Below are 25,263 nucleotides of genomic sequence, written 5' to 3'. Positions count from 1 at the left end.
TGATGCCACACCTTCATATAAAAGAGTTTAAAGAGATAGAGTTTAAAAAAAGTCATGATGGAGTCTCTTTTAATTTTGCCGCAAAAAATATTATGCACGAAGATGAGACTCTTATCTCAGTAAGTGTTGAAGGTGATGACTTTTTTTTGCTAAGAAAAGAAGAAGAGTCCAAAAATCTTTTAAAAACAGACAAGCTTACAAGGCCAGCTTCCATTCACAATGTGCATAAAGCACTTTTGGCTTATGCAGACTTTGCAAAGCTAGAAGTTATATCTTCAAACGTTCCTCTAAAACAGAAAAATATCCACTTGCAAACTTCAAATGCATTAAGAGATATTAGCTTTTTTACAGATGGCTTTTTAGATGATAAACGCATAAGCATAGAGGTGGGTTTTGGCTCTGGCAGACATCTTTTGCATCAGGCTAAAGAAAATAGAGATATTTTGTTTATAGGCATTGAGATTCATAGACCCTCCATCGAGCAGGTTTTAAAGCAAGTTAGTATCCAAAATATTGATAATTTGTTTGTGCTTGATTATGATGCAAGACTTTTTTTGGAACTCGTTCCATCAAACATAGTAGAGAAGATCTTTGTTCACTTTCCAGTTCCGTGGGATAAAAAACCACATCGTAGAGTAATCTCCACCTCTTTTATAGAAGAGGCTAGGAGAGTTTTAAGAGTTGATGGAAGATTAGAGCTTCGAACAGATAGTGAAAATTACTATGCTTACTCGTATAAGACTTTTATTGCGTTTGATAAAATCATACTTCATATAAACAAAAATAGAGATATCGCCATCAGCTCTAAGTATGAAGATAGATGGAAAAAAATGCAAAAGAACATTTATGATGTGACAATGATAAATGAAGAAGAATCAGATGCACTACTTATTGAGGGAAGTTTTGACTTTAGTGATGTGAGTATAAGTGATGATACGCTTTTTGCTCTTCATGGAGTTACAAAAAAGTTTGATGGCGGATTTATCCATTTTGAGAGAGTTTATAGACTTGATGGTGGTGTTATGTTTAGAGTCTCTCTTGGTAGTTTTGATAGACCTGAGCATCTCTACATAATCGTAAGAGACAGGGTGGCATCCTACTATCCATCACTTCCACTAAGCTCCAAGAGTAATCTTTTAGCACACAAATGTCTAGAAGAGGTTTTTCATGGATAAGGTAATAATAGCACAAGATTTATCTCTCTCATACTCAAACAATGAGACGATTATAAACAAGGCAAACTTCTCCATTGACTCTGGTAGTTTTATCTTTATAACTGGAGCTAGTGGAAGTGGAAAGTCAACTCTACTTAAATCTCTTTATGGCTCTCTAAAGGCCAAACAAGGGAGTTTGATAGTTGGTGGAGTAGAGCTTCGTGGTGTTACAACTTCTAAACTTAACTTCCTAAGAAGACATATTGGTATAGTTTTTCAAGACTATAAGCTTGTAAAAGAGTGGACAATTGAGAAAAACATTATGCTTCCTCTCATTATAAATGGATATGAAAAAGGTGTAACTAAAAGTCAAGTTGATTCACTTCTAAAGCATGTTAGACTCAAACATCAAGCAGGAAAATATCCACTAGAACTTAGTGGTGGAGAGCAACAAAGAGTTGCTATGGCTAGAGCACTAGCACACAACCCGATACTCATCTTAGCAGATGAGCCAACTGGTAACTTAGATGACTACTCATCTCAGCTTATATGGAACCTTTTAGAGGGTGCAAATGAGCAGTTAAACACTACCGTTATAGTTGTAACTCATAACATTCCAAGAAATTTAAATGTTGATTATAAGCACTACAACATAGAGTATGGGAGCATACATGAAGTCATTTAAAAATCACTTCTCTTTAGTTATTGCACTTGTTAGCATACTTTTTTCTATACAAATTTTTACAATTGTAGATAGAACTATGGAGGCTTATAAACAAAACTTAGCAAACAACTACTCCATCATTGTCATAAGTCAAAAAAAATTACAAGATAGAGAGATAATGGATGTAAGTGAGCTTATATATAGTGTAAGTGAACTCTCAGCAGACAGTGTTATAGAGAGGTTAAATAGTGGTATAACTAAGAAGAATAAGGAACTTTTAAAACTAACTCTTCCAAAGTTTTATAAGCTCAGCCTAACTCAATATCCAAGTCCCCATCAGATAAAGAAACTAAGAGAAAACCTTTTGAAGATAAAATCGATAACCAAAATAGAGGATTTCTCTCATAACCATGACACTACATATAAACTTTTAGTGCTATTTAAAACAGTTGTATTTGTTTTTGCCATCGTTGTTTTTGTGGTAACTACTCTTCTTATCTTTAAAGAGCTTCGTATTTGGCAGTTTAAACATAATGAAAGAATGAGTATCATGGCACTCTTTGGTGCACCCATCTGGCTTCGCTCAGCTGTTTTGTTCAGACTTGCCATTGTAGATGCCATCATTGCTGGGATTATTACTTTTGGTCTCTTTGTTTATATATCATCAGCACCTTTGATACAAGACCAGTTTGAAAATCTTAGCATCAATATAGTTATTTTTGATGTTGTAAATGATGCAATTACTCTTTTTGGTGCATCAATGACACTATCTATAATTTTAGCATTTATGATAGTTATCGGGCATAAAGAAGAGGTATGATTCATCTATTTTTAGTGATTATCTTAGCAACAAGCGTAGTTTTTGCAAAAACCAGTGTAGATGCTGATATAAAAAAAACCAGTTCAAAACTTAGTACATATACAAAAAGCTCCTCAACTCTAACTGAGAAGATGGCACAGACTGCAAAGGCAATACTAAAGCAAAAAAAAGAGATAGAAACACAAGAGAGACATATAAAAAACCTAAAAGAAGAGCTCTCAAAAAAAGAGACGACTTATGAGTCAAGTACAAAGCAGTTAGAAGAACTAAGAAGCAGTCAAAAAAGCCTAAAAGCTACTCAAGAAAAGTTAGAAGAAGAGCTTGTCTTTACTATAGCTCAAAGTGTTTCACTCTCTGTCATTTTAGAAGAGGAGATGGATGCAAGTGAGAAATCACTTATGGAGTTTGAAGTTTTAAAAGTGATGTTAGAGGAGTCAAAGCAAAAGGTAAAAAAATTAAATGCCAAATTTTATAAAAACTCAAAAAATATAGATACTTTAAATAAGCATGCAAGCTCTCTTGAAGTTGAGATAGCAAATATTGATGCAAAAAGAAAAGATTTAATAGCGACCAACAAAAAAAATATAAAAGACTTGAAAAAGCTTGAGATTGCTAAAAACTCTTATAAAAAAGAGTTGAAAAAAGTTCTTAAAAAGCAAGATCAACTAAAAAATACGCTTGCAAAACTAAACATCATAAAGATTGATGAGATAAGAAAGGCCAAAGAAGCAGAACAAAGAAGAAAGGCTTTTAGCTCTAAAACTCCAGATGAGAATCTTCCAAAGGTTAAAAAACATGGAAGTAGCTACCAAAGAGTAAAAACAAAAAAATATGTAGGGTCTAAAACTATAGCTCCATTTAGCCCATACACAATTACTAAAAAATATGGAACATATACAGATCCAATCTACGGTATAAAGGTTTTTAATGAGTCTATTTCGCTTAAACCAAAACAAAACAATGCAAAGGTGAAAACTGTTTTTAATGGTAGGATTATTTATGCTGATAAAACAGCGGTACTAAAAAATATTGTTATTATTGAACATGACAATCAACTTCACACTATCTATGCAAATCTTTCTCAAATTTCGCCAAATATAAAAAAGGGCAAGAAGATAAAAAAAGGCTACACAATAGGACGAGTTGATGATGAGCTCATTTTTGAAGTAACTCAGAAGTCTTACCATATAGACCCAGAAAGTCTTTTTTAGATATAATTTCAAAAATAATTTTAAGTAGAGAAAAATATGAACTTTAAAGAAACTCGTGGGTGTGATGGAAGCAGAGCATCAAGTGTAACATTTTCCCAAGCAATACTAAGTCCTATCGCCTCTTATGGCGGTTTATATGTCCCAGAGAGCCTTCCAGAGCTAGGTTTAGAATTTTTAAACAAACATTTAAACTCTTCATATAAAACTCTTGCGTCTGACTTACTAAGTAAGTTTGAGATAGATATAGAACGCAGTGTTATAGATGAGGCACTGAGTCTTTATGATAAGTTTGATGATGCAACTAATCCTGTTCCAGTTGTAAAGCTAAAAGAAAATCTATATGTAAGTGAACTCTATCACGGTCCAACTCGTGCGTTTAAAGATATGGCACTTCAACCATTTGGTAGTATCCTCTCAAGCGTTGCACAAAAAAGAGGTGAAAATTATCTTATCTTAGCTGCTACAAGTGGAGATACTGGACCAGCTGCCCTAGAGACTTTTAAAAACAAAAAAAACATAAAAGTCGCTTGTATGTATCCTGCAAATGGAACTTCTGATGTTCAAAGATTGCAGATGGTAACAGAAGATGCGCCTAACCTTAAAGTAATAGGCATAAAAGGAAATTTTGATGATGCACAAAGTGCTTTGAAAAATCTTTTAGCATCTAAGAGTTTTGATGAGGCACTAAAGGCTAAAGATATATCACTCTCAGCTGCAAACTCTGTAAACTTTGGGCGAATCATATTTCAAATCATCTATCACATCCATAACTACTTAGAGCTTGTAAGACAAGATGTTGTAAAAGTTGGAGATAAGGTTTATCTAAATGTTCCAAGTGGAAACTTTGGAAATGTTTTAGGAGCTTACTATGCAAGGCTTATGGGCTTGCCAGTTGAAAAACTAATCATCTCATCAAACCAAAACAATATCTTAACGCGTCTTATTAAAACAGGTATCTATGATATGCGCAACCAAGAGCTGATCCTCACAACTTCGCCTGCTATGGATATACTAAAGTCTTCAAATGTTGAGAGAGTTTTGTATGACCTCTTTGGAGCAAATAGAACAAGAGAGCTAATGAGTGACTTAGATGAGAAGAAAATCTATACACTAACATCAGATGAACTCTCTAAACTTCAAGAGATTTTTGTAGCTGATTTTTGTAGTGATGAAGAGGGAAAAGAGTATATCAAAAAGAGTTTTGATGAGGGTTACTTGATGGACCCACACACTGCAACTTGTTTTAAAGCACATGAGACTTGTGCTGTAAAAGATATTCCAAGCATCATCTACTCAACTGCTGAGTGGACAAAATTTTCTCCAGTTATAGCAAATGCACTAACAGGTGAGAGCGATGCAAAAGATATAGTAGCTCTAAAGTCCATCTCAAAAACGGCAAATGTAAAGATTCCAGAAATGATAAATGAGCTTTTTACAAAAGAGATAATACACGATACTATAATAGAAAAAGAAGATATAGAAAAAGAGATATTGAAGTTTTTATAAGTGAGGCTGATTGAGCTGAACTAGTTCCAATGCTCCGCGTTGGAATTCATACATCTTCTTGCGTGTTGCATATATATAAACTCCCACGCAGAGCATGGGAGCCAGAGAGTATGCCATACCTTCGGAAGTGGGACTTTTGGGAATGCTAACCAATGGCATTCTCCACTATGTGTCCCGCACTGTACAGCTTCAAAGTATCTCTGCGAGGCTGAAGCCTCACTTCCTAGATATTAATGTGATTTTTGGAACCCCGAACTTGTTCGGGGTTCCGTGATGTGACACAAAAATTTATTTTATAACTCTTTTGCTCTTTTATAAGCTTTTGCAATAGCATCCATACAGGCACTTCTTACATTTCCATCTTCTAGTGCTCCATAACCAGCGGCTGTTGTTCCGCCAGGACTCATCACTCCATCTTTTAAAAGTGCAGGATGGATATCTTGTATAAGCTCTCCAAATCCACCAAAGAGACCTCTCATAACAACCATGGCATCTTCTCTTTTTAAACCTTGCTTTACTGCACCATCAGCTAGAGCTTCTGAGATTAGAGCTAGATAAGCAGGACCACTTCCAGCAAGGGCTGTAGCAATATCGAGCTCTTTTTGGCTACTAAGCCATAGAGTTTTGCCAATAGAGCCTAAAATCTCCTCTGCTTCTTCTTTAAACTCTATATCTCCTGTTAGTGTTGTCATAGACTTTCTTACACTTGCAGCTAAGTTTGGCATCGTTCTTACAACTGCGCCAGAGTTTAGAGATGACTTTAGTTTCTCAATGCTAGTACCCGCTAAAACTGAGTAGATAACTCTTGCTTTTCCTTTTAGTTTTTTAGAAATTTCATCAACATTTGCAGGTTTAACGCAGAGCAAAACTGTTTTATCCTCCATATTAAAGCCTTCTAAAAGTCGCTTCTCTACGCTCACTCCTACCTCTATTTCAAAATCTTGAAGCTTTTTAGCATCTCTGCCTACAACTTCGATGTTATAATTATCTCTTAATCCCTTTGCGATGCTTAGTGCCATATTTCCATTACCAATGAATGTAATTGTTCTCATAATAGTCCCTTAAAGTTTTTATGCTAGTATAACATACATTACAATTGTGCAAAGAGCATAGTTTATAAAAGGCGATAAATGAACAGGTTAGTAATAAAAGTAGGGAGTGCCGTGCTTACGGACAAAAATAAGATAGCAAAAGAGAGGATGCTAAATCTTGTAACTCTTATAGTGAAGCTAAGGGCGAGGTATGATGTTTTATTAGTAACTTCTGGTGCAGTTGCTGCTGGATACTCAGCACTGCAGTTAGATAAGAATAAACAGATTGGCAAAAAGGCGATAGCATCTGCTGGTCAGCCAATACTCATGGCTAGCTATAAGAAAAAATTTGATATCTACAATATAAATACAGCTCAAATACTTCTCACTGAAGATGATTTTGATTCAAGAAAAAGAACAAAAATGTTTCAAGATATCATAGATGCACATCTTAACAATAATATATTACCAATCATAAATGAAAATGATATAACATCTACTCCTGAGCAACTATTTGGGGATAATGACCAACTCTCAGCAAGTGTTGCACACGCAGTAAAAGCTGATTTGTTAGTTATTTTAAGTGATATTGATGGCTATTATGATAAAAACCCGCAAGAGCATAATGATGCTAAGATATATAAGGTTTTACATGAACTGCCAAAAGGCTCCCTAAAAGATGCTGCAACTCCAAATGACCCTTTTGCGACAGGTGGAATAGTTACTAAACTAAAAGCTGCAGACTTTATGCTTAAAAATGGAAGAAAAATGTTCTTAACAAATGGTTTTGACTTGACTGCAGCAGAGCAATTTTTACTACATGACACACATACATTAGGTACACTCTTTATACCAAAAGAAGAGACTAAAGACAAAAAATAGACTCAAAGGATTAAGCAATGGAAAGATTTTTAAAAGAAGCAAAAGATGGAAGTAGAGTTCTCTCTACCATCAGTGGCAGCAAAAAAAATTCGATACTTCGAGAGATGGCAAACGAGCTAAGAGCAAAAACAAAAGAGATAGTTCAAGCAAATACACTAGATATGGCAGATGCAGATAAAAATAATCTCTCTAGTGCACTTAAAGATAGACTTCTGCTTGATGAGAGTCGAGTTGAAGCGATGGCTGTAGCTATAGAAGAGATAGCAGCTCTTAAAGAGCCAGTTGGTCGCGTTCTTGATGGTTGGATAACAGAAGAGGGGCTAAAGATTGAAAAAACAAGTATTCCAATCGGTGTGATTGGCATCATCTATGAGTCTCGTCCAAATGTAACAAGTGATACAGCAGCGCTATGTTTTAAAAGCTCAAATGTTTGTGTACTAAAAGGTGGAAAAGAAGCCCAGCACTCAAACAAAGCTATAGCAAAAGTTCTTCAAAGCGTGCTAACAAAAAATAATCTTCCAACAGCCCTAATTTCACTACTAGAGGATTCTTCAAGAGAGGGTGTTGCAAAGCTTATAAAGATGGATAAGTATGTAGATCTCATTATTCCTCGCGGTGGAGCAGGTCTTATCAGTTATGTAAGCCAAAACGCAACTGTAAGTGTGGTAAAGCACGATAAAGGTCAATGTCACATATATATAGATAAAGATGCAAAGCTTGACAATGCTATTGCAATCGCAATAAACGCAAAGACTCAAAGACCGGGTGTTTGTAACGCAATGGAGACGCTTTTAGTTGATAAGGTTATAGCAGACAATGCACTGCCAAAAATTAAAGCAGAGTTTGATAAAGCTCATACAGAGTTAAAAGGTTGCTCAAAAACTAGAGCCATTATCGATGTCAAAGAGGCTACCGAAGAGGATTTTGATACTGAATACTTGGCAAATATCTTAAATATAAAAGTGGTAGATGGTGTTGATGGTGCGATAGAGCATATCGTTAGATTTGGTTCAGGTCACTCAGAGTCCATCATTAGTGAAGATATAACAACTGCTGAGAAGTTTTTAGGTGCAATAGATGCAGCAGCTGTTTATGTAAATGCTTCAACCCGTTTTACAGATGGTGGATCTTTTGGTTTTGGTGCTGAGGTTGGTATCAGTACAAATAAACTTCATGCTCGTGGTCCTATGGGGATAGAAGGGCTTACAACTTACAAGTTTAAGATCTACGGAAGTGGGCAGACTAGATAACTAAGTAGCCTTTAAAAGTATTGTTTTTCTTAGCTTTAGAATGGGTCTTGAGGTAGATGTAGTACAAGTTGACACATATCAATGTCATATGCAAAAATCTTTATTACAATAAACTTATTATTAAAATAAAGGATTTACATGACATTGATACCAAACGAAGCAAAAAAAATTGAAGTCGCAGGAGCAACTGTTGACTTTTTTGAACTTGTAAAAGATGGGGTGAGTACTTACTACTTTGACACATCTAAGTGTGGACCACCAGACCCTATGGTAAATGCGATGAGCGGTTTAAGACTTATCAAAAACAATAACAATGTTTTAGTTATGATAAACCATAAAGCACCAGGTGGACTTTTTGGTAAGCTTGAATCTGATATTGCTTACAGTATTGAAGAGGTAGAAGGTGGCTTGGTTAAAGTTACATTTACAAGTGTAGATGCGGGAGTTGACTCTGATCTAACTCAGACAGCTTGTCACTAAGTTTATGTTTTCCATCTCACAAGATTTTGCACCTCCTTTTAAGCTAATCTCTCCGTTTTTTATACTCGGAGGTGTCTTTTATCTCTTAGCATCTATATACATTTTCTTCTTTACAGCTGACAATCTTTTTGTTCAAGATACAAAAGTTTTAAGTTTTGTACATCTATATTTGCTTGGATTTGTGATGATGGTTATATTTGGAGCTATGGCACAGTTAGTTCCAGTTGTGCTTGAAGTTGGGCACTCTGCAGTTGAGCTTTTTTATGCTATCTGGCCACTCCTTGGTATCGGCACACTTTTGATGGCAGTTGGATTTTTAGGATATCCTGCTCTTTTGCCATATGGTGGAACCGTTGTTTTAATCTCTATGATGATATTTGTTATGGAGATATTTTCAACCATAAAAAAAGTAAAAAAGTTTAGTTTAGTGATAAGTAGCGTACTCATCTCAAACACTTTTTTGTTTTTTGGCATCATCTTTGGGCTTACTATGGCACTTGGATATGCTGGAGTTATTGAAGTTGATATCATTTCACTACTTCGTAGTCACGTTTATTTAGTTATTGGCGGTTATATTATAGTGACTCTGATGGGACTCTCTGTTGTTTTGCTTCCGATGTTTGGCTTGTCTCATGGTTTTTCAATGAGACCGCTTGAGATCTCCATAACTTTGATGAGCATTTCTGTTGTTTTGGTTGTGATATCTTCATTTGTACAATACTTTTTCATAGAGTACACAGCTTATGCACTAGCGGTTATATCTATGTTTATCTACTTCTATATGACCTATACTATCTTTAAAACAAGAGCTAGAAAAGAGATAGATATCTATGTTATGTCACTTTTTTTTGGATATATCTCAATGGTAGTTGCTGTGACCTTTGGAGTACTTTATCTCTTTATATCGTATGAACCATTACTGCTAGCTAGTGGTTGGCTTATGTTTTTTGGCTTTTTTGGTTTTGTAATAACTGGGCATATGTATAAAATAATCCCATTTCTTGTCTGGTTTGAGAGATTCTCGCCACTAGTTGGAAAACAAAAAGTACCAATGTTAGCAGACATGCTACCAAAAAAAAGTTCACATGCACAGTTTGTCTTTGGTGCAATAGGAGTGAGTATTATAGCACTCGCAATACTTATGCAAAATGACACAATGATAAAAGCGGGCGCCTCATTTTTGGTTGTAGGTGCGTTTGCACTTTTTAGAAATGTTTTTTTTATGATTAACTATAAATAACACAAAATGAAATTAAGGAATTAAATATGTATTCAAAAGAAGAATTACTTTTAGCGATATCAACGGTTATTGACCCTGAGGTTGGATTTAACCTTGTGGAGATGGGGCTTATTTATGATGCTTCGTGTGATGATGAGGGCAATGTTAAAGTTACAATGACTCTCTCAACAAAAGCTTGTCCTATGCACCAGATGATAGTTCAGTGGGTAAGAGAATCAGTTGAGAAGATGGCAAACATTAAAAGCGTTGATGTAGAAGTTGTTTGGGAGCCAGCGTGGAATATTACTATGGCTGATGAAAATGTTAAAAAAGCTTTAGGGGCTTAAGAGATATTAAAAACCTTTTTTATCAAAGTAGATTTTTTATTGAAATGAAAATTTACATTATTTATGTATAATTGCCCCAATATAATTAAAGGTTTTTTTTGCAAGACATCCCACATATTCCCGTACTATACAAAGAGGTAATCGACTCATTTAAAGATATAAAAGAGGGGATTATTATCGACTGTACTATGGGATATGGCGGACACTCTTCCATGCTACTAGAGGCAAACCCTCATATAAAACTCATAGCCATAGACCAAGACCAAACTGCCATAGATTTCTCTACAAAAAGACTTCAACCATACGCAGATAGAGTAGTCATAAAAAGAGGTCGCTTCTCAAACATAATAGATGAGATAATTTCAGAATATGGAACTAGTAATATTAGGGGAATCTTAGCAGATATAGGTGTTTCCTCTTTGCAGCTAGACCAAAGAGATAGAGGCTTCTCATATGAGAGCGATACTTTAGATATGAGAATGGATAAGAGTGCAGCACTTAGTGCCAAAGAAGTTGTAAATGAGTACTCAAAAGAGGAGCTAGAGAGGATTTTACTAGAATACGGTGAGCTAAGAAACTACAAGAAAATAGCTTCTGCCATAGTTTCATCTAGACCTTTTGTATCTGCAAAAGAGCTAAGTGATGCTACCAAACATCTTCTTCCTCATGGCAAAAAAATCCATCCTGCTACACTTTTGATGCAGGCTATCCGCATAGAAGTAAATGATGAGCTTGGTGAGCTAAAATCACTTTTAAAAAGTATAGAATATGCAAACTTTAGTGATGCCATCATCGCTATCATATCCTTTCACTCACTTGAAGATAGAATAGTAAAGCATACTTATTCAAAGTGGACAAAAAACTGTATCTGCCTTGATGATGCCTTTAGATGCACTTGCTCAAGAGACAACTCATTAGGAAAAGTACTAAGTAAAAAACCAATAACTGCCTGTGAAGATGAACTAAAAGCAAATCCTAGAAGCAGAAGTGCTAAGATGAGAGTTTTTCACTATGCAAGATAGAGATGAACTTTTAAATGAAGTCGACGAGGTTTTAAATGAAAAAAAGAGACTTGATTTTAAGTACCTTGTTTTCATGCTTTTGATTATAAGTTTTATATCTTTAGCACTCTTTCCTAAAATCTACATACAGCAACGTATATACTTCAAAAGCAGAGATATCTCAAAACTAAAAGGTGAATATGACACGCTTGTAGAGGAGAACAAACTTATAAACGCTTCTGTTGAGTCCATCAGATATAAAAACCAGATATTAGACACACTTTTTTAAGATTCTCCCCAAGGAAGAAAATGATTCGTCGCTTTATTGAGTTTGCCATTGACAAACCACTCTTAAACCATATATTTTTAGCCTTTATCCTTTCACTCTCTATCTTTGCATATATAAACATTCCAAAAGAGATTTTTCCACCTATGAATATGGACAAAGTAATTGTAAGCGGAGGATATGCAGGAACTTCGGCTAATGTGCTTGATAAGATGGTTGTAAAGACCATAGAAGATGGACTACAAAATGTTGATGAGTTAAAAAAGATAGAAACAACCATAAAAAATGGCTCTTTTTCCATCATAAGTGATATCAAAACAGGATCAGAAAACAGTACTGTTTTAAGTGATGTAAAGGATGTTATTAGTAGTGTAAGAAAAGATTTGCCAGCCGATATGGCTGAACCAATTGCTAAGATACAACTACATAACTTTCCTCTTGTTCTCATCGCTTTAGCTGGAGATAAAAGTAAAAAAGAGCTTCTACTTTTAGCAGAAGAGTTAAAAACAGAACTAAGCCGCATAAAAGACTTAAATGAGGTTACTATTCGTGGTGATGCTGATGATGAGATGGTTATCACTCTAAAAGAACAAAAGATTTTAGCCTATGGGTTAAACCCCTCTTTAGTCGTTGCATCTCTAAAAAAAATAAGCTCAATCTTTCCCATAGGAACTATAAAAGAGAGAGGCAAACATCTATATATCTCAACTTTTAATGGAGAAAAAACGAAAAAAAGTGTTGAAGATACCATCATAAGTGTAGGCTCTTCTCGTGTTCGCATCGGAGATATTGCAGATATAGAGTTTAAGCTTAGTGATGAGTCTGAACTCTCTCACTATAATGGTGTGAGAAACGTATCTATCAATGTTACAAAGTCTGAAAATGGAAATGCTATAGCACTAGTTAAGCAGATAAGAGAGATACTAAAAGAGAAGTCGCAAAATAGTGTTGGGGTCAGTTATGATATATATACAGACACTTCTATTTGGATTAAAAATCGTCTAAACACTGTTTTTACAAATATCTCTTTTGGTTTAATGTTAGTCTTTGTAGCTATGCTTATCTTTATAAACCGTGGGATTGCAGTTGTTGTGGCTATCGGGATTCCTGTAAGTTTTATGATAGGGCTAATCGCTACAAACATCATGGGAGACTCCATAAATATGCTCTCCCTTCTAGGTGCTCTAATAGCTCTAGGAATGTTAGTCGATGAAGCGATAATTGTAGCGGAGAACATCTACAGACACTTAGAAGAGGGTATGGAGAGGCGAGAGGCTGCTATAGTTGGATCTATTGAGATGTTTCCAGCAGTACTTACTGCTACGCTAACTACTATTTTTGCATTTTTACCTATGTTGCTTCTTAGTGGAGAGATGGGAATGTTTATAAAAATCATCCCTATTATGATAACAGTGCTTCTGCTCTCATCTTTGTTTGAAGCATTTTACTTTTTGCCACTTCATGCATATGACTTTTTAAAAGTTTCAAAAAAGGAGAGTTTTACTTCAAGACTTTGGAAAAATGCAAACAGATGGCACTCAAATATTTTGCATTTTTTCTTCAGACAAAAATGGCTCTCACTAATAGTTATAGTCTCTTCTATCTTACTTTTAACCTTTGTTTTTATCAAAAGCTCAAAGTTTCAACTCTTTCCCGATTTTGACAATACTCAGGTCTATATCTATGGAAAAGTTGATGTAAATAGTGAGCTAGAGGATACAGAAAAGATAATAACAGAGCTAGAGAGTGAACTTTTAGCTAACACTAATGAAGCAGACTTCTCTTCCATCACCTCAGTCATCGGTTTTAAGATGGATGCTAAAAATATGGTTGAAACAGGAGATAATTACTTTCAAATATTTATAGATTTAAAAGAGAGAGCACCTTCAAATATTTTTGATACCTATATCAGTCCATACTTATCATTGGAATATGATGCAGATGCACTAACAAGACAAAAATCAGCACAAGATATTGCTAAAGATATAGAAAAAATAGTAGAGCCATTTAGAGAGATGAAACAAGGCAACAATCCTCTCTATGAAGAGCTAGTTGTAAAAGTCCCAGATGCTGGAGTTGTTGCATCTGACATCGAGATAAGCCTTAGTGGTAAGAGCGAAGATGAAATTTTAAAGGGTGTAAAGTATCTCTCAAATGCACTGCAAAATATAAAAGGCGTTAATAATATCTCAGATGATGCAAATCCTGGAGAAAAGGAGTTAAAGCTTAGAGTTAATGAGTATGGGCAAGAGTTGGGATTTAACGAGGAACTTATATCTCAAGAACTTCGTGCTTACTACCTAAAAGGTGAGTATGCAAAGATGTTTAATGATGAGGGACTTGTTCGCATAAGAATAGAGAGTGGAATCAACCAAGAGATAGACTCCATACAAAACTTAGAGGTGCAGATACCATCAACTGACAAGTTTATAGCCCTGCATGAAGTTTGTGAGTTTATTATGATTCAAGGCTTTGTAGCACTTAAAAAAGAAGATGGCATAAGAATAAGAACGGTTATGGCAAGTTTGGATAAAAAACTGCTCACTTCATCTGAGGCGATGAAAGAGTTAGAACCAACATTTACCAAACTAAAAGAAGATGGTTATAAGATAGATATAAAAGGGGAAGAGAAAGAAAATACTAAAAATATAAAAGAGTTACTTCAATCTGCTGTTATAGCTATATTTTTAATTTTTATAACTCTTGTTTGGCTCTTTGACTCTATAAAAAAATCACTCATTGTTTTAAGCACTATACCACTTGTTTTATTAGGAGTCTTTTTTGGCCACTGGGTTATGGGCATAAATTTAACAATGCCGGGGCTTATAGGAATAGTAGGGCTTGCAGGAGTTGTTGTAAATGATGGACTTATAGTTGTAAGTTTTATCACAAAATCAGACAACACCGAAGAGCTGATGAGGAGAGCTGCAACAAGACTAAGACCAATCCTTTTAACATCCCTAACAACAGTTTTAGGACTCTCAACGCTAATCTTTTTTGCTTCAGGGCAAGCTACCATACTTCAACCAATGGCGATTTCCCTTGGCTTTGGTATAGCGTGGGCAACGGTGTTAAACCTTATATATCTACCACTTTTATATGCAGTTGTGTTTAAAATAAAAGATAAAGCACAGTAAAAGAATAATATAAGGATATATTGACTATAATTTCGCCCTACAAAGCAAAGCTTTGTACTACAGGTGGGTCTTTAGCTCAGTTGGTTAGAGCCCTCCGCTCATAACGGAGTGGTCGCGTGTTCGAGTCACGCAGGACCCACCACCTACACACCGCACTTTCAAGCCTCAAACAATTTTTCAGATTTATAAAGTTGCACTTGATATTAGAATTGGTGAATTAATAGATGTTTTTCGAGATTTAGAAAGTTTTTAAGGTTGTATAAAATGTGGCTCCGGATACTGGATTCGAACCAGTGACCAAGTGATTAACAGTCACCTACTCTACCGCTGAGCTAATCCGGAATTTAAATGTAAGTTTCAATAAGTGGCTCCGGATACTGGATTCGAACCAGTGACCAAGTGATTAACAGTCACCTACTCTACCGCTGAGCTAATCCGGATTGATATTGAGCCGAAATTATACTTTAGGCAAGAGGAAAAGTCAAGGTTTTTGGGCTATTTTGTTCTTTTTCTTCTTGCATTTGTGGCAGGGAGTAAAAATTCTAAATTCCCCACTCTTTTTTTGATGATTTTTTGCTCTTTTATAAGATTTTTTAGTCTCTCTTTACTTGGCTTGTCAAATAAAATATCTATATCATCCATAGTAAGAGGCCTTTTATCTAGCGTATTTAGTATCTCTTCTTCGTTGTACTTAGCATAGTTTGGTTCTGCATGGATTCTTGATGCGATGTGGATAGGTAACTCTCTATCAAATAAGAGTGCAGCCTCATGAAGCTCTTTGTAGCTAATCCCAGCAACGTTATAGGCTGGCGGTCTATCTATCGTTCCTAAGTCTATTCTAGTGGCGTTTATACCTAGTAGTGCATGGTTGAGTTTTGCTATCTCTTCTTTGGTGTCATTTAAGCCATGAACAAAGAGTATCTCAATAAATAGCTTTCCTGTAAATATTTTGCTAAACTCTTGTACTTTTTTTACAACCTCCTCTACTCTTATATCTTTGTGAGGTCTATCTATCTTGTTAAAGATATCATTGCTAATGGCATCTAGGGAGAGTTTAACCTGATCTAGTTTTAAAAGAGCATTAAAGACTCTCTCATCTACTAGCATTGCACTATTTGTAAGTATAAGGGTTTGGGTATTGTTTTTTATCTGGTTTATCGCATCTATGAGTTCATCTAGGTGTGGATATAGTGTTGGCTCGCCATTTGCGGTTATGGTTATCACATCTATCTTCTCATCTAGATGCCCTTTTAGTTCATTAATGATTTGTTCAACACTAACAACGTTCTCTTGCGCATCTACTGTAACAGCAGGAGCTAGTTCGCAGTAGAGACAGTCGAAGTTGCATTGTTTTAGGGCAGGGGAGAGGTCTATACCCAAAGAAGAACCAAATCTTCTTGAGTTTATAGGACCAAAAATTGTTTTCAAGATCTTAACTACTTTTTGCTAACTCTTTGACACTCTTTTATAAAGTGTATAGCATTTTCTACTGGAACATCTGGAAGTATTCCATGTCCTAGGTTAAAGATATGTCTCTCTCCTTGCATCGTCTCTTGAATAATTTCTACACACTCAGTAGTAGCCTCTTTTGAGTAAAGACGACATGGCTCCATATTTCCTTGAAGAACATACTTGTCTCCAAGCTTTTCTTTAGCAAGGCTCATTGGAGTTGACCAGTCCACGCCAAATACTTCAAAGTTACCATAGACTTTGTCTAAAAATGCAGGAATACCTTTTGGAAACATAATGATTGGAATATGAGGATACTTCTCTTTTAAAAAGTCAGCGATTTCTACCATATACTTCCAAGAAAACTCATCATATTTGCCCGGCTCAATAGCGGCTGCCCATGAGTCAAAGATTTGAACTACATCTATCCCAGCTTCTATCTGCTTTTGCATATAGATTTTTACAACTTCTGTTACTTTTGCAAGTATTTTGTGTAGAAGTGCAGGGTTTGAATACATCATTTTTTTACAAATATTGTAAGTCTTTGTACCTTCGCCTTCTATCATGTAAGTTGCAAGTGTCCAAGGAGCACCAGTAAAACCGATAAGGGCAGTCTCGCCACCTCTTGCATCTAGCTCTTTTTTTATAAGTTCTATAGTCTCATAAACATAAGTTAGCTTTGATGCGGCTTCTTGTGCGCCTATGAGTCTATCTATATCAGCTTCTGTTTTTATAGGATTATGAAATTTTGGACCTGAACCTTTTATAAACTCTAAATCCATTCCCATCTCGTTTGGAACGACTAAAATATCGCTAAATAATATTGCTGCATCAACTCCAACTATATCTACAGGTTGAAGTGTGACTTCACAAGCTTTTTTGGGGTTATGGCAAAGTTTTAAAAAGTTTCCAGCCTCAGCTCGAACTCTCATATACTCTGGTAGATAACGACCCGCTTGTCTCATCATCCAAACCGGAGTGTATGGAGTCTCCTTGCCAAAACAGGCATCTACAAATATTTTACTCATTCTTATCCTTTAATCGTTGTGTTATTTTAGTCTACTTATCTTAAAACTAATGCTTTTTTCCTACTTTTGATAAAAAGTATAAACCTACTGCCACTGCAGTGATTGAAAGTGCTAAATAGAACAAATCTAGTGCACCTTCATATTTAGTGTAACCAACTTTTTGAAAAAATCCAACTACAAGTACCATAACTATGACTTTTGAGATCTTATCTTTTAACTGATCTAGTGAGTCGATAGCTAGTATTTTGTTCTCAGTTTCTTCTTCACACTTTGCTGCGTCTATATCTGAGATAAAAAGTTCATAGACACCAAATGAGAAGATAAGCATAACTATGCCGATAAGATAAAGGTCAACTGCACCGATAATACCACCAACTACATCTTCATGAAATTTATCTGGATGAGCACCTGTTGTATAAGTTATAAAAACATACTTAGCAGTAGAAATTATATCAATGCTCGCTACTGCAAATAAAATTACAGCACCAACAAGACCAAAAATAACAGCCAAAACAACTATAAATCTTGTGCTCCATAGAGTGTTTTCAAACAGTTTTTCTAACATATTACTTTGCTTCCATCTCTATCCATTTTTGAGCTATACGAACAGCATTCGTTGCAGCTCCGACTCTTAAATTATCAGCAACTACAAATAGATGAATGATGTTTTTTGCAAAGTTATCAGCTCGTATGCGACCTACAAAAGTTTCATTCATATCTACACAAGCTGCAGGCATCGGGTAGATGCTCTCACTAGGTTCATCTACTATAACTATGTTTGGAGCTTTTTGTAAAACATCTGTAACCATCTTTGCATCCACATCATTTTTAAATGTAAGTGTAAGCGCTTCAGCGTGACCACGAAGAGTTGGTACACGCACACAAGTAGCACTTAATGGAACTTCTCTATGCAAAATTTTACTAGTCTCATTTACCATCTTCATCTCTTCTTTTGTATAGCCATTATCCATAAAAACATCTATTTGGGGGATAACATTTAGAGCTATTTGATGTGCAAATGCTTTATGCTGGGCATCATCTAGTTTAAATGCAAAAAAGGCTTGCATTTGTGATACTAACTCTTCCATAGCACTTTTTCCCGCACCAGAAGTTGCTTGATATGTACTAGCATCTACTCTTGTTAAAGCGTAAGCGTCATCAAGAGGTTTTAACACTTGAAGCATCTGAATAGTTGAGCAGTTAGGATTTGCTATGATTCCTTTTACTCTCCACTTAGCAATGTCCTCTGGATTTACCTCAGGGATAACCAAAGGAACATCAGCATCCATTCTAAAGTGAGAAGTGTTGTCAATAACTACCGCACCAGCTCTAACTGCATCTTGTGCATACTTAGCACTAACGCTTCCACCAGCTGAAAAAAGTGCTATATCTATCTCTTCTTTTTCGAAGATATTACTTGTTAGCTCTTTTATCACTACTTTTTTTGAGTTAAATTCAACCGTATCTCCAGCACTCCTGCTACTAGCAAGTGGCACTAATTTTTTTATTGGAAAATTAAGTTCGTCAAGAACTCTCAGTATCTCTTCTCCAACTGCCCCATTTGCTCCAACTACTGCTACATTAAATTTTTTAGACATTTGTTTCTCCTATTGTATTTTATTTTGTAAAAAAAGTTCATCTGTTTTTATAATATCTGATTCACTAAGTATAACTGCACGCTCAATTACTGATAAAAGTTCTCTAATGTTTCCTGGCCAAGCATATGATAGAAGTTGCTTTTTTGCATCTTCGCTGAGTCTTTTTGCCTTAAATGAGTACTTTTTACAGTTAACTTCTATCATTGCATCTGCAATCTCTAAAATTTCATCTTTTCTTTGGCTAAGTGGTGGAATATTTAGAGGAATAGTGTTTAATCTATAGTACAAATCTTCTCTAAATTCTCCATCTTTTATCTTTTGTTCAAGGTTAGCATTTGTAGCTGAGACAACACGAATATCAATCTTAATACTCTTTGATGAGCCTAAACGTCTTACCTCTTTTTCTTGCAATGCTCGAAGAAGTTTTGCTTGAAGAGAGTAGGGCATCTCTGCTATTTCATCTAAGAAAAGTGTACCACCTTGTGCTAGTTCAAACTGCCCAGCTTTTGCTTCAGTTGCGTCAGTGAATGCACCTTTTTCAAAACCAAAAAGCTCACTCTCTATAAGGTTTTCTGGAATTGCCGCCATATTTATCGCAACAAAAGGCTTTTTTGCACGAGGCGAGTTTTTATGTATATAGTCAGCAAAAACCTCTTTGCCAACTCCGCTTTGGCCCAGTAAAAGTATGCTTGCATCAGTCTTACAAGCTTTGTCTGCTATGTTTAAAACCTTTCGCAAAGCACTAGAACTTCCTAAAAATCCGCTAGCATCACTTTTTTTCTTAGGAACCCTTTTTTGTGCTTTTTGGATTTTATCTTCTCTTTTTATAGCTGCTACTAAAGTATCAACATCAAAAGGTTTTAACAAAAAATCTTTAACGCCTAGTTGTATGGACTCTATAGCACGAGAGAGTGTCGCATTTCCTGTCATTATTATGACTTCATATTTGCCATTTAATTCTTTTACAAACTCAATGCCATCCATCTTTGGCATATTTATATCTGTAATGACTAGGTCAAAAGTGCTGTCGAGTTTTTTAAGAGCATCTACTGCATTTTTAAATGTGATGATTTTAAACTCTTTATAGTCGCTCATTGCAATCTCTAAAGATTTTCTCATATTTATATCGTCTTCTACTATTGCAATCTTCACAAAAATATCCTGTTTAAGCCCTATTTTAAAGGTGTAATTTTAGCAAAATTATCATTAAAATCGACTTTGAAACAAGTACTCTTTAGTGTCAAAATTGTTGTGGATCTGTTTATGTGGTTTGTGGTTTTTTCCTTGTGCTCAACACTAAGACCTAGTTTATGTATAAAATCTATAAACTCTTGTTCATTGTTTTTTATAGTCTTTTTTAGATTTTTATCTTTGTATGTTGTAAGGAGTAAAGGAGTTTGGGGGATTCCACTACACTTTTGCATAGCTTTTGAGATGTGGAGTGTTTCGTTGTAAAGAGTGGCATCTTTTACAACAAAACGATAAGATATAATATATTCACTAGCTTGAGTAGAAAGCGAAAAAGTTATAGCTAAAGAGCAAAATCTGAGTAAGAGATTAAAATTTCCATCTCTACTTCGCATAGCCCCTCTTTAAAAGTAGTCTCAACAATGTTTGCATTTCTTACCATCGCTTTTACTGATGTACGGATTGTTGATCTTTTGACCATCATATTTTTGATAGAGTCCTGACCATCAATTCGAACACCAACCACTTTTTCGGCTATAAGTCTGTAAGCATCAGCTGTTGCTGCTCTTTTTGCGAGTGCGTAAGCTTGTGCTGGAGAAGCAGTGTTCATAGGTGCTACGCCCTGCCCAATAACACTAACAAGGATATCAGTCTCTCTACTTAAAACTCGCTCTCCCTCTTTTGCTACAGCTCTAGGCTTGCTCATATCTTTTATATCAGATTGTATGGATTCAACCTTGTTGTCTATAGCACATACCTTAGAATCAATCTGAGATATTTTAGGCTCTAAAGATGAATCAGCAATTATAGATGACGAATATAAGATTGCCACTAGTAGTAGAAGTTTTCTCATTTTATTTCCCTTTGTTTGGCACTTAGTTAAGTGTCTTTATTGTTATGATAATTTAGAATTAGCAACTACTATTCCACATCTAATATATCGATTGGAGTCATATCATCTTCTTCATCTTCTTCATCAGGTTTTTTAGGGCATCTTGAGACACTTGCAACGTCATCGCCTTTTACTATATATACGCCAGATGTATTTCTGCTTGATTTTGAGATGGTTTGCATATCAACTCTTATCATCTTTCCAGCAACTGTAAGCGCCATCATATCCATAGTCTCATCTACCATCAGACAACCAACTACATATTTACCAGTTTTATTGGTCATCTTCATAGCAATAACACCAGAACCACCACGATTCGTTAAACGATACTCACCAGCAGATGTTCTTTTACCGATACCTTTTTCAGATACTACTAAAATCTCTTGCTCATCATTTGCAATGATGTTAGCATCTATGACTTCATCATCTTCATGTTTAAACTTGATACCTCTAACTCCACGCGTACTTCGACCTTGCTCACGGATCTTTTCTATGTCAAACTTTATACACTGTGCTAGTTTTGTAACTATAAACAAGTATTTTATATCTTGATCGGCTATTTTAGCAGTAATTAGCGCATCATCTTCATCTAAAACTATAGCTCTTACGCCGTTGCTTCTGATGTTTGAAAACTCACTTAAGTTTGTTCTCTTTACAACACCTTTTTGCGTAAAGAATACTAAGCTTTTTTCTTCACTAAAGTCTGTTGTTGGTATGATAGAGCGGATTCTCTCATCTGCCATTAGGTTTAGAAGATTTACTACAGCTTTTCCTTTTGCTACTCTGCTTCCCTCTGGGATTTTATATACTTTTAACCAGTGAAGTTGACCACGGTCTGTTACAAAAAGAAGTGTGTCATGAGTGTTACAAGTGAAAAATCTCTCTATAAAATCATCTTCATAAGTAGTTATTGCAGTCTTGCCTTTTCCACCTCTTTTTTGTTTTTCATACTGAGCTAGTGGCACTCTTTTTATATAACCTCTATGAGTGATGGTTACAACCATCGGCTCATTTGGGATAAGATCTTCTATATCTATGTCATCATAATCATCTTCTACTTCTGTTTTTCTTTTGTTTGATCCATAAACTTCAAGAACTTCATCAAACTCTTCACCTATGATGCCATGAAGAACCTCTTCACTTTTTAAGATAGACTCTAGGTACTCTATGAGCTTCATAAGCTCTGCTAGTTCATTTTCAATCTTTTCTATCTCTAAACCAGTTAAGCGGCCAAGTCTCATAGCTACGATACTTGCAGCTTGAATCTCAGAGAACTCAAACTCACTTACAAGATTGTTCTTTGCATCTTCTTCATTTCCTGAGGCACGAATAACGCGGATAACATCGTCAATAATATCGATGGCCTTTTTGAGACCCTCTAAGATGTGCGCTCTAGCTTTTGCTTTTTCAAGGTCAAAAATAGTACGACGGATGATAACAGTTTTACGATGATTTATAAAATGTTTTAGCACATCTATAATGCCAAAGATTCTAGGCTCTTGGTTTAAAATAGAGAGCATGATGATACCAAAAGTAGTTTGCATGCTAGTTTGTTTAAAAAGATTGTTAAGAACAATCTCACTCATAGTATCTCGCTTTAGCTCTATCACGACTCTCATCCCATCACGGTCAGACTCATCACGGACCTCAGAGACTCCATCTATCATCTTGTCTTTTACTAGATTTGCTATGTTTTCTATAAGCCTAGCTTTGTTTACTTGGTATGGAAGTTCATCAATGACAATAACTTCCTTTTTAGCTTTTTGCTCTATATGAGTTTTAGCACGAACTTTGATACGCCCACGACCAGTCTCATATGCATCCATAATACCTTTTTTACCAAAAATGATACCGCCAGTTGGAAAATCAGGGGCTTTTATGTGTTGCATAATCCCACTCAGTGAGATATTAGGGTCAGCTAGCAGTGCTTTTAGCCCCATTAAAATCTCTTTAGGGTTATGTGGAGGGATGTTTGTAGCCATACCAACTGCTATACCTGATGAGCCATTTATTAGCAGGTTTGGAACACGAGTTGGCATAACATCTGGCTCTTTTGTAGTACCATCATAGTTGTCTATCATATTTACAGTGTTTTTTTCTAAGTCTTTTAGAAGTTCGCCTGCATATTTTGTCATCCTAGCTTCAGTATAACGCATAGCAGCAGCGTTGTCACCGTCTATGGAGCCAAAGTTTCCTTGACCATCTACTAGTTGCATTCTCATAGAGAAATCTTGAGCCATACGAACTAGTGCATCATAAACAGCAGTATCACCGTGTGGATGATACTGACCAATAACATCACCAACTATACGAGCAGACTTTTTAAACTTTGAGCCGTGAGAGAGGCTTAGTTTGTCCATCGCATAAAGAATCCTTCTGTGAACAGGTTTAAGCCCATCACGAACATCTGGCAAGGCTCGACCTACGATTACACTCATAGAATAATCGAGGTAACTGTTTTGAAGAGTCTCTTCTATATTTATAGTTTGTACTTCATCATTGTTTAGCAAATCGCTCATATATAACACCTAATCTTGAAAAATAAAATATATTGATAATACCTAAAACACTCTTAAGATATGCGTAAATATGGCTAAAAAAAATATAATGGACCTAAAATGAGTTGATGCGAAACTCTACTATTAGTATTTTTGAAGTGTTTATATATGTTAACATTTTAAAGATTGGATTTTATAGCCTCTTTAAAGCATAGTTGGTATAATTGCTTTATAAAAACTGCTTTATTATTGTAAGAAAACCATGAGTATAGAGTGGCTGTTTATAGTTTATATTACTCAACAAAAATTTATAGATTAACTTAAGTCTATGTGCGAAAGTTTGAGTATATAAAATCCTAGGAGATTATTTATGAAAAAAGTTGAAGCAGTTATAAAACCATTTAAGTTAGAAGATGTAAAAAATGCCTTGGCCAAGATAGGTATAATAGGTATGACAGTTAGTGAAGTTAAAGGATATGGACGTCAAAAGGGTCATAATGAACTTTATCGCGGAGCTGAATATGTTGTAGAATTTTTGCCAAAAATAAAAATCGAAATGGTAGTAGAAGATGAGAGTGTAGAAAAAGTAACTGAGACTATTATACAAGCGGCTAGAACTGGAAAAATAGGTGATGGAAAAATATTTGTTAGTGATATAAAAAAAATTATTAGAATCAGAACAGGTGAAATAAATAGCGAAGCTATTTAGGTAGCAACACAAAAGAGAGTTAAAAAAATGAGTAAAAAAAGTGTATCTTTGGTTTTGGGTAGTGGTGGTGCAAGAGGTTTAGCACATGTTGGTGTTATAAAGTGGCTTGAGGAGAATGACTTTGAGATAAAATCCATCTCCGGTTGTTCTATGGGAGCTTTGATTGGTGGATTTTATGCGGCTGGTAGGCTGGATAACTATGTTGAGTGGATAAAAAATATTGACATTTTAGATATGTTAAAACTACTAGATTTTAAAGGCTCTGGAGGTTTTGTCTCGGGAGAGGCTCTTATGAAAAAAATGGAAGATTTAGCTGGTAACCCACTTATAGAAGATTTAGAGATAAAGTTTACCGCAGTGGCTACAAATATAGATGAAGAAAAAGAGGTTTGGATGAATAAGGGACGGCTCTTAGAAGCCATCAGAGCATCTATCTCATTGCCACTATTTTTTACACCTTACTCTAGAAATGGCAGTCTCTTAGTTGATGGAAGTGTTTTAAACCCAGTTCCCATAGCACCTAGTTTTAATGACTCAACTGATCTAACAATAGCTGTAAATTTAAGCGGGGAAGCTCTAAGTGAACCCCCGCTTAAAAAAGAGAACAATGGCTCTTCTTTTTCTAAAAAAATCCAAGAGTATATGAATAAGCTATCTATGCCAGAATCCATAGCTAAAGAAGATGGCATGCATATAGTGGCAAACAAATCTTTTGAGACTATGCAAGGAAGCGTAGCTAGGATGAAGTTAGCCGCATATCCGCCAGATATAGAGATAACTATACCAAGAAATCTATGTAGTATGTTTGAATTTACAAGAGCAAAAGAGATTATAGAATATGGTTACAAAATAACTAAAGAGACTTTAGAAAAACATGAAGCTTTAACATCACAAGATGACACAAAAGAGTAAA

General features: G+C 35.4%; 24 protein-coding genes and 3 tRNA genes. 16 read left to right on the top strand and 11 right to left on the bottom strand.

Annotated elements, in window-relative coordinates:
• Window positions 1-2: 2 nt before the first annotated feature.
• From trmB to thrC, 5 genes are read left to right on the top strand one after another with little or no spacing between them, the layout of a single operon-like run.
• Entirely contained in the window at window positions 3-1,175 is a 1,173-nt protein-coding gene (gene trmB, locus M947_RS21290) for a tRNA (guanosine(46)-N7)-methyltransferase TrmB (RefSeq protein ID WP_021288177.1), read from the top strand.
• Window positions 1,168-1,839 carry a cell division ATP-binding protein FtsE gene (locus tag M947_RS21285; RefSeq protein ID WP_021288176.1) on the top strand — a complete coding sequence of 224 codons (672 nt, stop codon included), beginning with the start codon at window positions 1,168-1,170 and terminating at the stop codon, window positions 1,837-1,839. The genes trmB and M947_RS21285 overlap by 8 nt, the downstream gene beginning before the upstream one ends.
• Window positions 1,826-2,638 carry a hypothetical protein gene (locus M947_RS21280; protein ID WP_021288175.1) on the top strand — a complete coding sequence of 271 codons (813 nt, stop codon included), beginning with the start codon at window positions 1,826-1,828 and terminating at the stop codon, window positions 2,636-2,638. Before M947_RS21285 ends, M947_RS21280 begins: the two co-directional genes overlap by 14 nt.
• Window positions 2,635-3,849 carry a murein hydrolase activator EnvC family protein gene (locus M947_RS21275; protein WP_021288174.1) on the top strand — a complete coding sequence of 405 codons (1,215 nt, stop codon included), beginning with the start codon at window positions 2,635-2,637 and terminating at the stop codon, window positions 3,847-3,849. Before M947_RS21280 ends, M947_RS21275 begins: the two co-directional genes overlap by 4 nt.
• A gap of 36 nt (window positions 3,850-3,885) precedes the next feature.
• Window positions 3,886-5,355, top strand: a complete 1,470-nt coding sequence (gene thrC, locus M947_RS21270) for a threonine synthase (protein WP_021288173.1) — start codon at window positions 3,886-3,888, stop codon at window positions 5,353-5,355.
• A 293-nt stretch (window positions 5,356-5,648) separates the two neighbouring features.
• Here thrC and M947_RS21265 read toward each other — a convergent pair whose 3' ends face one another.
• The gene (locus tag M947_RS21265) at window positions 5,649-6,407 is read right to left on the bottom strand and encodes a pyrroline-5-carboxylate reductase (RefSeq protein WP_021288171.1); all 759 of its coding nucleotides are present in this window, start codon (window positions 6,405-6,407) and stop codon (window positions 5,649-5,651) included.
• 78 nt (window positions 6,408-6,485) lie between these two features.
• Between M947_RS21265 and proB the strand changes: the two genes are divergently transcribed.
• From proB to M947_RS21220, 9 genes are all read left to right on the top strand, one after another.
• Window positions 6,486-7,268, top strand: a complete 783-nt coding sequence (gene proB / locus M947_RS21260) for a glutamate 5-kinase (protein ID WP_021288170.1) — start codon at window positions 6,486-6,488, stop codon at window positions 7,266-7,268.
• Window positions 7,269-7,285: 17 nt separating this feature from the next.
• Complete coding sequence (locus M947_RS21255) at window positions 7,286-8,518, top strand: glutamate-5-semialdehyde dehydrogenase (protein WP_021288169.1); 1,233 nt, start codon at window positions 7,286-7,288, stop codon at window positions 8,516-8,518.
• A 138-nt stretch (window positions 8,519-8,656) separates the two neighbouring features.
• Complete coding sequence (locus tag M947_RS21250; protein ID WP_021288168.1) at window positions 8,657-8,998, top strand: hypothetical protein; 342 nt, start codon at window positions 8,657-8,659, stop codon at window positions 8,996-8,998.
• A gap of 4 nt (window positions 8,999-9,002) precedes the next feature.
• Window positions 9,003-10,238: a hypothetical protein gene (locus M947_RS21245; RefSeq protein WP_021288167.1), complete on the top strand. Its 1,236-nt coding sequence runs from the start codon at window positions 9,003-9,005 to the stop codon at window positions 10,236-10,238.
• Window positions 10,239-10,264: 26 nt separating this feature from the next.
• Window positions 10,265-10,564 carry a metal-sulfur cluster assembly factor gene (locus M947_RS21240; protein ID WP_021288166.1) on the top strand — a complete coding sequence of 100 codons (300 nt, stop codon included), beginning with the start codon at window positions 10,265-10,267 and terminating at the stop codon, window positions 10,562-10,564.
• 98 nt (window positions 10,565-10,662) lie between these two features.
• Window positions 10,663-11,586: a 16S rRNA (cytosine(1402)-N(4))-methyltransferase RsmH gene (rsmH, locus tag M947_RS21235; RefSeq protein WP_021288165.1), complete on the top strand. Its 924-nt coding sequence runs from the start codon at window positions 10,663-10,665 to the stop codon at window positions 11,584-11,586.
• Entirely contained in the window at window positions 11,576-11,854 is a 279-nt protein-coding gene (locus M947_RS21230; protein ID WP_021288164.1) for a hypothetical protein, read from the top strand. The genes rsmH and M947_RS21230 overlap by 11 nt, the downstream gene beginning before the upstream one ends.
• Before the next feature lie 20 nt (window positions 11,855-11,874).
• Window positions 11,875-14,988 (top strand): efflux RND transporter permease subunit, encoded by a 3,114-nt coding sequence (locus M947_RS21225; protein WP_021288163.1) that lies wholly within the window; start codon window positions 11,875-11,877, stop codon window positions 14,986-14,988.
• Between the two features lie 65 nt (window positions 14,989-15,053).
• Window positions 15,054-15,130: transfer RNA gene (locus tag M947_RS21220), tRNA-Ile, on the top strand.
• A gap of 125 nt (window positions 15,131-15,255) precedes the next feature.
• Here the strand turns inward: M947_RS21220 and M947_RS21215 are convergent.
• The 10 genes from M947_RS21215 to gyrA form a co-directional block, all read right to left on the bottom strand.
• Window positions 15,256-15,330, bottom strand: a tRNA-Asn gene (locus tag M947_RS21215).
• 23 nt (window positions 15,331-15,353) lie between these two features.
• Window positions 15,354-15,428 (bottom strand) — tRNA-Asn (locus tag M947_RS21210).
• Between the two features lie 55 nt (window positions 15,429-15,483).
• On the bottom strand, window positions 15,484-16,416 hold the full coding sequence (locus tag M947_RS21205) for a radical SAM protein (RefSeq protein WP_021288162.1): 933 nt from the start codon (window positions 16,414-16,416) through the stop codon (window positions 15,484-15,486).
• 8 nt (window positions 16,417-16,424) lie between these two features.
• Window positions 16,425-17,465 (bottom strand): uroporphyrinogen decarboxylase, encoded by a 1,041-nt coding sequence (gene hemE, locus M947_RS21200; RefSeq protein WP_021288161.1) that lies wholly within the window; start codon window positions 17,463-17,465, stop codon window positions 16,425-16,427.
• Window positions 17,466-17,511: 46 nt separating this feature from the next.
• Window positions 17,512-18,030, bottom strand: a complete 519-nt coding sequence (locus M947_RS21195; protein WP_021288160.1) for a YqhA family protein — start codon at window positions 18,028-18,030, stop codon at window positions 17,512-17,514.
• Between the two features lies 1 nt (window position 18,031).
• Window positions 18,032-19,063, bottom strand: a complete 1,032-nt coding sequence (locus M947_RS21190) for an aspartate-semialdehyde dehydrogenase (RefSeq protein ID WP_021288159.1) — start codon at window positions 19,061-19,063, stop codon at window positions 18,032-18,034.
• Window positions 19,064-19,072: 9 nt separating this feature from the next.
• Window positions 19,073-20,215: a sigma-54-dependent transcriptional regulator gene (locus tag M947_RS21185; protein WP_021288158.1), complete on the bottom strand. Its 1,143-nt coding sequence runs from the start codon at window positions 20,213-20,215 to the stop codon at window positions 19,073-19,075.
• Window positions 20,216-20,235: 20 nt separating this feature from the next.
• Window positions 20,236-20,646, bottom strand: a complete 411-nt coding sequence (locus M947_RS23640) for a hypothetical protein (RefSeq protein WP_021288157.1) — start codon at window positions 20,644-20,646, stop codon at window positions 20,236-20,238.
• Window positions 20,595-21,104 carry an LPP20 family lipoprotein gene (locus tag M947_RS21175; RefSeq protein WP_021288156.1) on the bottom strand — a complete coding sequence of 170 codons (510 nt, stop codon included), beginning with the start codon at window positions 21,102-21,104 and terminating at the stop codon, window positions 20,595-20,597. The genes M947_RS23640 and M947_RS21175 overlap by 52 nt, the downstream gene beginning before the upstream one ends.
• 68 nt (window positions 21,105-21,172) lie before the next feature.
• Window positions 21,173-23,662, bottom strand: a complete 2,490-nt coding sequence (gene gyrA / locus M947_RS21170) for a DNA gyrase subunit A (RefSeq protein WP_021288155.1) — start codon at window positions 23,660-23,662, stop codon at window positions 21,173-21,175.
• 349 nt (window positions 23,663-24,011) lie between these two features.
• On the opposite strand from gyrA, the gene M947_RS21165 reads away from it, so the two are divergent.
• Both M947_RS21165 and M947_RS21160 read left to right on the top strand, forming a co-directional pair.
• Window positions 24,012-24,350: a P-II family nitrogen regulator gene (locus tag M947_RS21165; RefSeq protein WP_021288154.1), complete on the top strand. Its 339-nt coding sequence runs from the start codon at window positions 24,012-24,014 to the stop codon at window positions 24,348-24,350.
• A gap of 27 nt (window positions 24,351-24,377) precedes the next feature.
• On the top strand, window positions 24,378-25,262 hold the full coding sequence (locus tag M947_RS21160; protein WP_021288153.1) for a patatin-like phospholipase family protein: 885 nt from the start codon (window positions 24,378-24,380) through the stop codon (window positions 25,260-25,262).
• The last annotated feature ends 1 nt before the right edge of the window (window position 25,263 follow it).

It is taken from the genome of Sulfurimonas hongkongensis, assembly GCF_000445475.1.
Taxonomy (GTDB): domain Bacteria; phylum Campylobacterota; class Campylobacteria; order Campylobacterales; family Sulfurimonadaceae; genus Sulfurimonas; species Sulfurimonas hongkongensis.
This window is presented reverse-complemented; position numbering and strand designations above follow the sequence as displayed.

Coding starts and splice junctions, on each gene's coding strand:
- trmB (WP_021288177.1), top strand. CDS start 3: ATGCCACACCTTCATATAAAAGAGTTTAAAGAGATAGAGTTTAAAAAA.
- M947_RS21285 (WP_021288176.1), top strand. CDS start 1,168: ATGGATAAGGTAATAATAGCACAAGATTTATCTCTCTCATACTCAAAC.
- M947_RS21280 (WP_021288175.1), top strand. CDS start 1,826: ATGAAGTCATTTAAAAATCACTTCTCTTTAGTTATTGCACTTGTTAGC.
- M947_RS21275 (WP_021288174.1), top strand. CDS start 2,635: ATGATTCATCTATTTTTAGTGATTATCTTAGCAACAAGCGTAGTTTTT.
- thrC (WP_021288173.1), top strand. CDS start 3,886: ATGAACTTTAAAGAAACTCGTGGGTGTGATGGAAGCAGAGCATCAAGT.
- M947_RS21265 (WP_021288171.1), bottom strand. CDS start 6,407: ATGAGAACAATTACATTCATTGGTAATGGAAATATGGCACTAAGCATC.
- proB (WP_021288170.1), top strand. CDS start 6,486: ATGAACAGGTTAGTAATAAAAGTAGGGAGTGCCGTGCTTACGGACAAA.
- M947_RS21255 (WP_021288169.1), top strand. CDS start 7,286: ATGGAAAGATTTTTAAAAGAAGCAAAAGATGGAAGTAGAGTTCTCTCT.
- M947_RS21250 (WP_021288168.1), top strand. CDS start 8,657: ATGACATTGATACCAAACGAAGCAAAAAAAATTGAAGTCGCAGGAGCA.
- M947_RS21245 (WP_021288167.1), top strand. CDS start 9,003: ATGTTTTCCATCTCACAAGATTTTGCACCTCCTTTTAAGCTAATCTCT.
- M947_RS21240 (WP_021288166.1), top strand. CDS start 10,265: ATGTATTCAAAAGAAGAATTACTTTTAGCGATATCAACGGTTATTGAC.
- M947_RS21230 (WP_021288164.1), top strand. CDS start 11,576: ATGCAAGATAGAGATGAACTTTTAAATGAAGTCGACGAGGTTTTAAAT.
- M947_RS21225 (WP_021288163.1), top strand. CDS start 11,875: ATGATTCGTCGCTTTATTGAGTTTGCCATTGACAAACCACTCTTAAAC.
- hemE (WP_021288161.1), bottom strand. CDS start 17,465: ATGAGTAAAATATTTGTAGATGCCTGTTTTGGCAAGGAGACTCCATAC.
- M947_RS21195 (WP_021288160.1), bottom strand. CDS start 18,030: ATGTTAGAAAAACTGTTTGAAAACACTCTATGGAGCACAAGATTTATA.
- M947_RS21190 (WP_021288159.1), bottom strand. CDS start 19,063: ATGTCTAAAAAATTTAATGTAGCAGTAGTTGGAGCAAATGGGGCAGTT.
- M947_RS23640 (WP_021288157.1), bottom strand. CDS start 20,646: ATGCGAAGTAGAGATGGAAATTTTAATCTCTTACTCAGATTTTGCTCT.
- M947_RS21175 (WP_021288156.1), bottom strand. CDS start 21,104: ATGAGAAAACTTCTACTACTAGTGGCAATCTTATATTCGTCATCTATA.
- gyrA (WP_021288155.1), bottom strand. CDS start 23,662: ATGAGCGATTTGCTAAACAATGATGAAGTACAAACTATAAATATAGAA.
- M947_RS21165 (WP_021288154.1), top strand. CDS start 24,012: ATGAAAAAAGTTGAAGCAGTTATAAAACCATTTAAGTTAGAAGATGTA.
- M947_RS21160 (WP_021288153.1), top strand. CDS start 24,378: ATGAGTAAAAAAAGTGTATCTTTGGTTTTGGGTAGTGGTGGTGCAAGA.